This window comes from Pseudomonas sp. REP124, assembly GCF_020164475.1.
Taxonomy (GTDB): Bacteria; Pseudomonadota; Gammaproteobacteria; order Pseudomonadales; family Pseudomonadaceae; genus Aquipseudomonas.
The window spans coordinates 1-11,232 of sequence record NZ_JAIQWX010000178.1 but is presented as its reverse complement, the minus strand read 5'-3'; the positions used below and the strand labels follow the sequence as shown (position 1 = coordinate 11,232).

Below are 11,232 nucleotides of genomic sequence, written 5' to 3'. Positions count from 1 at the left end.
CTACAGGATCGAGGCGCGGCAAAACGTCACGGCGCGCGATTCGCGGGGGCTCGCCATGATGGCGTGGCCTCGTTTCTGCATGAAAAGCTGCATGCAGAACAACCGTCACGTCCAACCCGCACTATCCGGTCGAGCCGACCTAAGGAAGCATCATCGTGAAAATCAACTGGGCCGAAAACCTGCGGCAGTCCGTGCACGAACTGGCGGAAACCCTGGGCAACCTGTTCGTCGAGACCTTCCACTATCTGGCACTGTTCGCCATCGGCGCCGTGACCGCCTGGGCGGCGGTGATGGAGTTTCTGGGAATGCTCGAGAAGGGACACATCAAGATCGATGACATTCTGCTGCTGTTCATCTACCTGGAATTGGGTGCGATGGTCGGGATTTATTTCAAGACCAACCACATGCCGGTGCGCTTTCTGATCTACGTGGCGATCACCGCGCTGACCCGTCTGCTGATTTCCAACGTGTCGCACCACAACCCGCCGGACCTGGGGATCATTTACCTGTGCGGCGGGATTCTGCTGCTGGCGTTTGCGATTCTGGTGGTGCGCTACGCGTCTTCGCAATTTCCGTCGGTGAAGATTGAAAACCCGCATCGCAAGACCGGTGCGGGTTCAAGTGAACATCCGGAGGTAGAGAAGGGGGAGATTTAAAGCCCTGAGATTCAAGGCCCTGAGATTTATAGACGCATGGCGGGTCGGGGCCGGCCTTTGACCGACGGTGGTGGCGGATTGCGCGAGCCGCTGTCGGTCATGGCTTCGAGAATCGCGACCGCGCTTCTACCCTGTTCGATGGCGATGCCGAACTGGATGCTCTGTACCAGGCGTTTGAGGCGGTCGGGGTCGTTGCGCTGTTCGGCACTGATCATGCGTTTGGCGACTATGCGACCGTTGTCGGAGAGGGTCAGCATGATGCTGCCGTCCAGGCCCTGAATGCTCAGGTTGACGTGGTAATCCGCTGCAAACGCATCGGTAATGAGCTGAAAAGGGTTGTCCATGATGCGTCACCGCCTGATTGAACGTGCAGTTGTTGACCGGTCGATGTCGGGATTAGTTCGCGATACCGGACCATCGGACTTCATGACGTGCTTTCACAGGAGGATGTAGCAAGGGGCATGCCGGTTGGATTGTCGGACAATAACCCCCGTGCCGACGCGGACATTGTGGCGAGGGGGCTTGCCCCCGTTGGACTGCGCAGCAGTCCCATCTTTTGGGGCCGCTTCGCAGCCCAGCGGGGCGGTGCGACGTTTCGACAAGCCCCCTCGCCACAGGTAAGTGTTCAATTCCGGGCACAAAAACTTAGCTGTGCCTCCAAACCGATCAACACTCCACCCAATTCACCGCCAAACCACCGCGCGACGTTTCCTTGTACTTGTCGTGCATGTCCGCACCCGTATCGCGCATGGTGCGGATCACCCGGTCCAGGGAGATGAAGTGCTTGCCGTCGCCGCGCAGGGCCATTTGCGTGGCGTTGATCGCCTTCACCGCGGCAATCGCGTTGCGCTCGATGCACGGCACCTGCACCAGGCCGCCCACCGGGTCGCAGGTCAGGCCGAGGTTGTGTTCCAGGCCGATTTCCGCGGCGTTCTCCAGTTGCTCCGGCGTGGCGCCCAGCACATCGGCCAGACCGGCGGCGGCCATCGCGCAGGCCGAACCGACTTCGCCCTGACAACCGACCTCGGCGCCGGAGATCGAAGCGTTCTTCTTGCAAAGAATGCCCACGGCTGCCGCGCCCAGGAAAAAGGCCACCACATCATCGTCCGACGCATCCGGATTGAATTTCATGTAGTAGTGCAGCACCGCCGGAATGATCCCCGCCGCGCCGTTGGTCGGCGCGGTGACCATGCGTCCGCCGGCAGCGTTTTCCTCGTTCACTGCCAGGGCATAGAGGTTGACCCATTCCATGGCCGACAGAGTCGAGGTAATGACATTCGGCTTGCCGATTTCCAGCAGATTGCGGTGCAGCTTCGCCGCCCGTCGCGGAACATTCAGGCCACCGGGCAGGATGCCTTCGTGACGCAAGCCTTGCTCGACGCACTCGCGCATTACTGACCAGATATGCAACAGGCCCTGACGGATTTCGTCGTCACTGCGCCAGGCTCGTTCGTTGGCCATCATCAATTCGGAAACGCGCAGGCCGTGCTTGTTGCACAGCTCAAGCAACTCGACAGCGCTGGAAAAATCGTAAGGCAACACCACGTCGCTGGCGGGCGCAACGCCGGACTCGGCCTCGGCCGCCTCGACGATAAAACCGCCGCCGATCGAATAGTAGGTTTGTTCGAACAACTCACCGGTGTCGCCGAACGCAGTCAGGGACATGGCGTTGGGGTGGTAGGGCAGGCTCTCGTCGAGCAACAGCAGGTCCCGGGACCAGTCGAAGGCGATGGTCGTCTGACCGGCCAGGGACAGTTGGGCGGTTTCGCGCAAGGTGTGGATGCGGCTGTCGATGGTGGTCGGATCGATGCGGTCGGGCCATTCGCCCATCAGGCCCATGACGCAGGCGCGGTCGGTGGCGTGACCGACGCCGGTGGCCGACAGGGAACCGTAAAGCCGGATTTCTACCCGTCGCACGTCAGGCAGGAATCCTTGATCCACCAGCGCTTGGGCGAAGGTCGCCGCTGCGCGCATGGGACCGACGGTATGGGAGCTGGACGGGCCGATGCCGACTTTGAAGAGATCGAAAACACTGATAGCCATGCTAAAGCCTATTCCGCAAATGGAAGATGAATCGCTGCCATTTCTGTAGGACAAGCGCACTTTCAGCGATACTGCCAAGCACGGTCCCCTGTGACCAACGAAACTTCCTAAGAGAGCCTTTAGCAGGACTAAACGATGAGCCGTCAATTACATGCCCAGACCTATGTGTGGCTTCAGGTGTTTTCCTGCGCCGCCCGGCACTTGTCGTTCACCCGCTGCGCCGAAGAGCTGCACATCACGCCGGGCGCGGTCAGCCAGCAGATTCGTCAGCTGGAAGAGCGCCTGGGTTTTCGCCTGTTCCATCGTCGAGCGCGCGGGGTGGAACTGAGCGCGGAAGGCCAGCGCTTGGCCATCACCGTCAACGAGGCCTATGGCAGCATCGATGCGGAATTGCGTCGGCTGGATGCCGGGATGATCAGCGGCACGCTGCGGGTGCGTTCGATTCCGTCGTTCCTGAGCAAATGGCTGACCCCGCGCCTGCCGCGTTTGCAGCAGCGTTTTCCCGACATCCAGCTGCGTCTGGTGGCCGAGGACAGCAGCGTGCCGTTGCACGAGGGCGACTTCGACCTGGCCATCGACCTCAACGACGGCAGCTACCCAGGGCTGTTATCCACAGCCTTGCTCGATGAACAGATCTTTCCCGTCTGCGCACCGGGTTTGCTGCGCGGGAGACCGCCGCTGCACGGCCCGGCGGACCTGATGCACTTTCCGTTGCTGCACGACATCACCGCCTGGCGCGGCAGTTACGAATACGCGGAATGGGAGTTCTACCTCAATGCCATCGGCTTCCAGGGCGCCGATGTGCGGCGCGGGCACACCTTCAATCGCAACCACCTGACCATCGAAGCCGCCATCGCCGGCATGGGCGTGGCCATCGCCCGACGAACCCTGTTGAACGATGAGCTGGAGCGCGGTGCGCTGATCGTGCCGTTTGGCCTGGCGGTGCCCAATCACAAGCGCTACATGCTGCTCTACGCGCCGGGTGCGCTGAGCCATCCGGGCGTGCGCGCGGTGCATGACTGGCTGGTGGAGGAGGCGGGGATTTTTCGTGCTTTGCACCCGCTGGGCGAGGGGCAAATGTAAGGATTTTCGACCAAGGCCGGGGCGAGTGAATTCCCGACCTTACCAGCGCTTTGAACGGTTGTCCGGTTTTATTTGTGTTTACAAATTTATCTTTTTTCAGGGGTTGAATTGTTCAGCGTACAGACCGATTGTGTCTGTAAGAGGTCACGGTGAGGACGCCCCAGGGCTCGACTGACCGGCCTCTCGCGAGCTAGCTGAAATAAGGGATGAACTATGCAAATCCAAGTCAATAGCGATAACCATATTCAAAGCAGCATTCGACTGGAGGAGTGGGTACGTACAACCATTGAGAGCACGCTCGAACGTTATGAGGAGGATTTGACCCGGGTCGAAGTTCACCTGCGGGATGAGAACGGCGACAAGCCCGGTCTTCACGATCTACGCTGCCAACTGGAAGCGCGGCCAAAAGGCCATCAACCGATTTCCGTCACCCACAAAGCCGCCAATCTGGAACTGGCCATCGACGGAGCTGCCGAGAAACTCGAACACGCACTGGAACACCTGTTCGGCAAACTGCGCGGCAAACCACGCGCCGCCGTAGTGCCCTTCGAGCGCCGTCCACATGCAGACAAACTGCTGGAAGAAGAATTTCTTGAAAACGAACAGGCCGCCCAAAACGGCTGAAGCCTGATTTAACCTCCCCATGAAAACGGGCCTGCATTGCAGGCCCGTTTTGTTTTGCGCAAAACTGTTGCAGCGAGTCTGCCCGCGAAAGCATCGGGGCAGTCGACATCGATGCTGGATGTGCCGGCCTCTTCGCGGGCAAGCCCGCTCCCACAGGGTTTTGTGCCGATCGCTGAATCGGCCAACACCACCGGACACTGTGGGAGCGTGGCTTGCCCGCGAATGGTCGCCAACGATGACGCTGGCTGACTGACACCCCGCGCATGTCTTGCCTCCATCGCGAGCAAGCTCGCTTCTACAGGACGCAGGCTTTGCGTATGAGAATATTTATCATTAATATTGCGCCCCTCCGGCCACTGTGACATTCACGGCGGCTCACTCAGGTCGCGACATGAAAGCCAAACGCAACACGCTCCCCGTTTCCTATCGACTGGCGGTTTTCTCGCGGGTGCTGGCTGCCGTGCTCGGTGGTTATGTGATCACGGCGCTATCGAGTGTCTGCCTGACGCTGTGGGTGCCCATGGCACGGGCCGAAGCGGTGGTGACCGGGATGATGAGTTCGTTCCTGGTCTATCTGCTGGCGGTGATCTGGTGTTTCGCCTGTCGCACGGCGTGGCGTGCCTGGTTCGGCTTGATGGTGCCAGCGCTGATTCTCGCGGCGGCAGCCGGCCTGACTTACTGGATGGGCCGGCCATGAAAGAGGGATTCCGTCAGGCCATGGCCTGGTTGCACACCTGGGCCGGTTTGACGTTCGGCTGGCTGTTGTTCGCGATTTTCCTGACCGGCACGCTCGCCTATTTCAAGGACGAGACCACTCACTGGATGCAGCCGGAAATCCCTGTGCGTTCGGTGTCCAGCGAAGCCAGCCTGACCCTGGCCCAGGAGTATCTCGAACAACACGCCGCCAACGCCTCGCGCTGGATCATCGATCTGCCCGGCGTTCGTGAGCCAGGCCTGACGGTCCGCTGGCAGCCGGCACCGGCCAAGCCCGGCGAGCGCGCCCAGTTCACAGAGAAGCGCCTAGACCCGCAAACCGGTGCCGAGGTGCAGGGCCGCGAGACCTCGGGTGGCGAATTTTTCTATCGCTTCCACTTTCAACTGCAAATGCCTTATCCCTGGGGCCGCTGGCTGTCGACCATCGCGGCGATGGTGATGTTCGTCGCGCTGATCAGCGGGATCATCACCCACAAGAAAATCTTCAAGGACTTCTTCACCTTCCGCCCGCGCAAGGGTCAGCGTTCGTGGCTGGACGGGCACAACGCGGTGGGCGTGCTGGTGTTGCCGTTTCACCTGATGATCACCTACAGCAGCCTGGTGATCTTCATGGCCATGGTGATGCCGGCGAGTATCGTCGCCGCCTATAAAGGCGATGTGCAGGCCTTCTACAGCGAGCTGTTTCCTGCGTCCAACAACGCAAAAGCCTCCGGCAATCCGGCGCCTCTGTTGCCCTTGGCGACGATGCAGGAGAAGGCTCGAGAGCAATGGTCGGGTGGAAGCGCCGTGCGGGTGACGGTGAACAATCCCGGTGATGCGAATGCTTCGGTGGTGCTGGCGCGGGATGGCGCGGACCGCGTGGTCCACGATTTCGGCAGCGCCGTGACCTTCAACGGCACCACCGGAGAATTGCTGGCTGCGGCCCCGGAGCCGGGGATATCACGGGCGATCGCCGGCGGTTTCTACGGTTTGCACATGGGCCATTTCGCCGGTCCGCTGTTGCGCTGGCTGTACTTTATCTGCGGTCTGGCGAGCACGGCGATGATCGGCACCGGGCTGGTGATCTGGCTCGGCAAGCGTCAACTCAAGCATGTCAAAAGCGGCGTCATGCCCTTCGAATTGCGGCTGGTGGAAGTGCTGAACATCGCCAGCATGTCGGGGCTGGTCATCGCGGTGGCGGTGTTCTTCTGGACCAATCGGGTGTTGCCGGTGGAGATGGCCGGGCGAGCGGAATGGGAGGTCAACGGCTTCTTCATCGCCTGGGGCCTGAGTTTGTTGCATGCCATTTTGCGCCGGGGACGTGCGGCCTGGGTCGAGCAGTTGACGCTGGCGGCGCTGCTGTTTGTCGCGGTTCCGCTGCTCAATGCCCTGACCACGCCGTATCACTTGGGCAACGCATTCGTGACGGGCGACTGGATCATGGCCGGTTTCGATCTGGCGTGTCTGGGCAGCGGCCTGTTCCTCGGCTGGGCGGCGTGGAAAATGCGCCGCGCCGGGCAGGCTGAAAAGGCCGGGCGGCACAGCACACAAGCGATCAACCTTGAGCAGGAGGCCAACTGAATGTTGCTGGCCAGCTTGCTCTGTTACGGCGGTTTCACCGCGCTGTGTCTGTCCATGGATCGGCACCATGTCGAGCTGCTCGGGCGCAAGTCATCGCTGGCGCTGCGTCGGTGGATGAAGGTCGCGGGATGGTCGTTGCTGGGTGTGTCGCTGTGGGCGACGGTGTCGACCACCGGTTGGGAATTCGGACTGGTGGAATGGTTCGCGGTGTTGATGCTCAGCGCCTTGTTGCTGGTGTTGCTGATGCCGTATCGCCCGCGTCTGGCGTTGTCGCTGGCTGCGCTCGGCCTGCTGTTCAGCCCGATTGCCGCGTTCGCGATCCATTGAATCGATGATCAAGTTTCCGCCCGAACCCTGCGACGTGGAGCCCCGCAAGCACGACGAACCGCGTGGCGACCGTGCGCATTTTCTTCAGGTATTTCTCTCGCAACAGTCGCAGATGGAAGCGCTGGTGAATCGCCGCGTCGGTTGCCGTGCCACCGCTGCGGATCTGGTGCAGGACCTGTTCCTGCGTTTCTGGCGGCGGCCCTTGGTGCAGGTCGAGGAACTCAGCACCTACCTGCTGCGTTGCGCCGGCAACATCGCCATCGATCATTTGCGCAGCGAAGGTTCGCGGGCTCGGGCCAGCGAAGGCTTGATGGTGGAGCCATCGGACGGCGTGTGCAGTGAACCGCAGGCGGCGCTGGAGGCGGGCAACGATTTGCGCCATGTCGAGGCGGCGTTACGCGCGTTGCCGGAGCGCACGCGGCAGATCTTCCTGCTCAATCGCATCCATGGCCGCAAATACGCCGAGATCGCCAAGGCCATGGGCCTGTCCCAAAGTGCCGTGGAAAAACATATGATGCGCGCGCTCGAAGCCTGCAAGGCCAGCCTTCGGGAACCGTCACCGCGTACGCCAGGGAAAGCACCGTGAACAATCTCGAACGCGTCACCCCGACGCCCGATCAGGAGCAGCAGGCGCTGGCCTGGCTGAGTCTGTTACATGACCAGCCCACCAGCAGTGATCAGGCCACCTTCAGTCAGTGGCTGCAAGCTGACCCGGCCCATGCCGAAGCCTATTCCCGCGCGCAGGTGCTGTGGGAATTGAGCGAAGGGCCGGCGCGTACGTTGGCCAATGAAGATGCCCTGGCCTTGCAGCGTTACCTCAATGCCATGAATGGTTCGCGGCGTTCCAGCGTGCGGCGCTGGTCCGGTGCGTTGGCGATGGCGGCGTGTCTGCTGATGATGGTCAGCCTCGGTACCGGTTGGCAGCCGTTGCGCTGGCTGGATGACCTGGGCGCTGATTATGTTTCGGCGCCGGGGGAAGTCCGCACCGTGACCCTGGCCGATCAGTCGCAAGTCACCCTTGATGCCGACAGTGCCATCGCCGTGGATTTCAGCGGCGGCGAGCGGCATGTGCAGGTGCGGCGTGGCGCGGGTTTCTTCAGTGTGACCCACACTGGCGAGCCGTTTGTGGTCGATGCGGAAAAAGGTCAGGCGCGGGTGCTGGGCACGCAGTTTGAAGTGCGTCTGCAACCCCATGGCGCGCAGGTCACGGTGTTGTCCGGGCGCGTTGGCGTGATTGCCGATAAAGATGCTCCGCAGCAAATCCTCACTGCCGGCCAGCAAGTTGCCTATGGCGAAGGCAGCGCGCAGCCGTTGCACGGGGTCGACAGCGAAGCGCAATTGGCGTGGCGTCAGGGCTGGCTCAATTACTACAAGGCGCCGCTGGCCGATGTGGTGCAGGATCTGCGGCGTTATTTCCCCGGGCGGATTGTGTTGCTCAGCGATGAGTTGGGCAGGCGGCGGGTCAGTGGCAGCTTTGCGAGCCGGAATCCACAGGCGGTGTTGAGTTCGTTGCAGGGGGTGATGGGATTTGAGCAGCATCAGGTGTTGGGGCATCTGATTATTTTGCGGTGAGGCGAATGGCCTCTTCGCGGGCAAGCCCGCTCCCACAGGGAATCTCACTCCCTCTGAAAAATATTTTCATTTCCCGGTGAGGTAAACCCAAACCCCATCCGTGTAGTGACTGAAACAGCGAATCATTCGCATCCGTTGCGGTTCTACACAGGTCATGAGTCATGAAGTCCAGGGCAAAATCCGGTTCGGTCAAACAGTGGTTGGGTGCTTCTGCGTTAGGTTTTTCGGCATTGGCGTTGCTGCCCCTGAGCGTGGCGATGGCCGCTGACACGGGCAGCAGTCAGCAACGCGGGCAGTTCAATTTCTCCCTGGCCGCCAAGCCGTTGCCCCAGGCCCTGAGCGACTTCACCCGGGTCACCGGTATCAGCGTCGTCTACACCGACGAGACGCCCTACGGTCTCAACGCTCCGGCAGTCAGCGGCCAGATGAGCGCCGAACAGGCTCTGCAACGGCTGCTCAGCGGTTCGGGTTTCACCTTCCGTCGCACCGATGGCCACACCATGGCCCTTGAACCGCTGCCCACGGAAGGCGCCCTGAACCTGGGTGCGACCACCATTACCTCGGTGGTGGAACAGTCCGAGAGCTACCAGCCGCCACCCGTGAGTTCCGTGGCGCGCACCTCGGCGCCGATTCAGGAAATCCCCCAGACCATCAACGTGGTCGCCTCTCAGGTGATTCGCGATCAGGCACCGCGCAATCTGGATGACGCCCTGGCCAACGTCAGCGGCATCACCCAGGGCAACACCCTGGGCAGCACCCAGGATTCGGTCATGACCCGCGGCTTCGGCGATAACCGCAACGGCTCGATCATGCGCGACGGCATGCCCATCGTGCAGGGCCGGGGCATGAACGCTACGGTGGATCGGGTTGAGGTACTCAAGGGACCGGCGTCTTTGCTCTACGGCATTCAAGACCCCGGCGGCGTGGTCAACATGGTCAGCAAGAAGCCCGAGCTTGAGCAGTACAACGCCGTGACCCTGCGCGGCTCGACCTATGGCGCAGGCAAGAACGGCAGCGGCGGCACCTTCGACAGCACCGGCGCCCTGGGCACTTCGGGGCTGGCCTATCGCATGGTGCTGGACCACGAAGACGAAGATTACTGGCGCAACTACGGTGTGCACCGCGAGACCCTGGTCGCGCCGTCGCTGGCCTGGTTCGGCGAAAGCACCAAACTGCTGTTCGCCTACGAGCACCGGGAATTTCTGACCCCGTTCGACCGCGGCACGATCATCGACCCCCGGGACAACCATCCGCTGGACATCTCCCGGGATCGTCGGCTCGACGAGCCTTTCAACAACATGGAAGGGCGCTCGGACCTCTATCACTTCGAGGCCGATCACGAGCTCAACGACAACTGGAATGCCCACTTCGGCTACAGCTGGAACCGCGAAACCTACGACGCCAGCCAGGTGCGCGTGACCGCCATCGACACCAACAAAGGCACCCTGACCCGCAGTATGGACGGCACGCAGAATGCGATCAGCACCGACCGCTTCACCACCGCCAGCCTCGAAGGCAAGGTGAACGTGCTGGGCATGCAGCATGACCTGGTGTTAGGTATCGACGACGAGTACCGCAAGATCTACCGCGAAGACCTGATCCGCCAGAAAAGCCTGACCACTTTCAGCTACCTCAACCCGGTGTATGGCCGTGAAGTCGAAGGCACCACCGTCAGCCCGGCCGACAGTGCGCAGACCGATCTGCTGCGCAGTGATTCGGTGTTCTTCCAGGACTCGATTCACCTCACCGACCAGTGGATTCTGGTGGCAGGCGCACGCTTCCAGGAGTACGACCAGTACGCCGGCAAAGGCGTGCCGTTCCACGCCAACACCGACAGCAACGGGCAGAAGTGGGTGCCGCGTGCAGGCCTGGTGTATCGCTACACCGATGCCTTGTCGTTCTACGGCAGCTACACCGAATCGTTCAAACCCAACTCGACCATCGCGCCCTTGAGTGGCAGCAGCGCCGTGCTCGACGGCAGTGTCGCACCGGAAGAGGCCAAGTCCTGGGAACTGGGGGCCAAGCTGGACCTGCCGGGCCGGGTAACGGGCAACATCGCGTTGTTCGACATCAAGAAACGCAACGTGCTGATCGCCAACTCGGAAGGTCCGGTGACCATCTACAGCGCTGCCGGCGAGGTGCGCTCCCGAGGGCTGGAGGTGGACCTGAGCGGCCAGCTCAGCGACCGCTGGAGCCTGATCGGCAGCTATGCCTACACCGATGCCGAAGTCACCAAGGATCCGGATTACGAAGGCAAGCGATTGCAGAATGTGGCGAAGAACAGCGGCTCGCTGTCGGCGGTGTATGACTTTGGCAGGATCATCGGCGGCGATCAGCTGCGGGTGGGCGCCGGGGCGCGGTATGTCGGGGAGCGGGCGGGCAACGCGGTGAATGATTTCGACCTGCCGAGCTACACCGTGGCCGATGCGTTCGCCACCTACGACACCCAGCTGGACGGGCAGAAGGTCAAGTTTCAGCTCAATGTGAAGAACGTGTTCGACCGCACCTACTACACCTCGGCGGCGAGCCGGTTCTTCGTGTCGATGGGAGATTCGCGGCAGGTGGTGCTGTCGAGCACTCTCGAGTTCTGACGAAAGATCGTGTCATCGTTCATCGCGAGCAGGCTCGCTCCCACAGTGGATGAGTGCCTAAC

Annotated in this window: 11 protein-coding genes; 9 read left to right on the top strand and 2 right to left on the bottom strand. The window is 61.6% G+C overall.

The genetic code is table 11. The features are described 5' to 3' along the window. The first annotated feature begins 155 nt into the window (after window positions 1-155). Window positions 156-656: a phosphate-starvation-inducible protein PsiE gene (locus K9857_RS27095; RefSeq protein WP_224541122.1), complete on the top strand. Its 501-nt coding sequence runs from the start codon at window positions 156-158 to the stop codon at window positions 654-656. A 26-nt stretch (window positions 657-682) separates the two neighbouring features. Here K9857_RS27095 and K9857_RS27090 read toward each other — a convergent pair whose 3' ends face one another. Both K9857_RS27090 and K9857_RS27085 read right to left on the bottom strand, forming a co-directional pair. Beyond that, a complete protein-coding gene (locus K9857_RS27090; RefSeq protein WP_224541120.1) occupies window positions 683-1,000 on the bottom strand; it encodes a DUF3509 domain-containing protein in 318 nt (105 codons plus the stop codon). Between the two features lie 322 nt (window positions 1,001-1,322). After that, window positions 1,323-2,699 (bottom strand): L-serine ammonia-lyase, encoded by a 1,377-nt coding sequence (locus K9857_RS27085; RefSeq protein ID WP_224541118.1) that lies wholly within the window; start codon window positions 2,697-2,699, stop codon window positions 1,323-1,325. A gap of 135 nt (window positions 2,700-2,834) precedes the next feature. On the opposite strand from K9857_RS27085, the gene K9857_RS27080 reads away from it, so the two are divergent. The 8 genes from K9857_RS27080 (at window position 2,835) to K9857_RS27045 (ending at window position 11,170) form a co-directional block, all read left to right on the top strand. Beyond that, complete coding sequence (locus tag K9857_RS27080; protein WP_224541116.1) at window positions 2,835-3,782, top strand: LysR substrate-binding domain-containing protein; 948 nt, start codon at window positions 2,835-2,837, stop codon at window positions 3,780-3,782. A gap of 213 nt (window positions 3,783-3,995) precedes the next feature. After that, entirely contained in the window at window positions 3,996-4,406 is a 411-nt protein-coding gene (locus K9857_RS27075; protein WP_224541113.1) for an HPF/RaiA family ribosome-associated protein, read from the top strand. 391 nt (window positions 4,407-4,797) lie between these two features. Continuing rightward, the gene (locus K9857_RS27070) at window positions 4,798-5,103 is read left to right on the top strand and encodes a DUF3649 domain-containing protein (RefSeq protein WP_224541111.1); all 306 of its coding nucleotides are present in this window, start codon (window positions 4,798-4,800) and stop codon (window positions 5,101-5,103) included. Further along, window positions 5,100-6,680: a PepSY-associated TM helix domain-containing protein gene (locus tag K9857_RS27065; protein WP_224541109.1), complete on the top strand. Its 1,581-nt coding sequence runs from the start codon at window positions 5,100-5,102 to the stop codon at window positions 6,678-6,680. The genes K9857_RS27070 and K9857_RS27065 overlap by 4 nt, the downstream gene beginning before the upstream one ends. Then, window positions 6,681-7,007 (top strand): DUF3325 domain-containing protein, encoded by a 327-nt coding sequence (locus tag K9857_RS27060; protein WP_224541107.1) that lies wholly within the window; start codon window positions 6,681-6,683, stop codon window positions 7,005-7,007. It begins immediately after the preceding gene. A gap of 4 nt (window positions 7,008-7,011) precedes the next feature. Beyond that, on the top strand, window positions 7,012-7,593 hold the full coding sequence (locus tag K9857_RS27055; RefSeq protein ID WP_224541105.1) for an RNA polymerase sigma factor: 582 nt from the start codon (window positions 7,012-7,014) through the stop codon (window positions 7,591-7,593). Next, the gene (locus K9857_RS27050) at window positions 7,590-8,579 is read left to right on the top strand and encodes a FecR family protein (RefSeq protein WP_224541103.1); all 990 of its coding nucleotides are present in this window, start codon (window positions 7,590-7,592) and stop codon (window positions 8,577-8,579) included. Before K9857_RS27055 ends, K9857_RS27050 begins: the two co-directional genes overlap by 4 nt. A 161-nt stretch (window positions 8,580-8,740) precedes the next feature. After that, the gene (locus K9857_RS27045; protein ID WP_224541101.1) at window positions 8,741-11,170 is read left to right on the top strand and encodes a TonB-dependent siderophore receptor; all 2,430 of its coding nucleotides are present in this window, start codon (window positions 8,741-8,743) and stop codon (window positions 11,168-11,170) included. Window positions 11,171-11,232 lie beyond the last annotated feature (62 nt).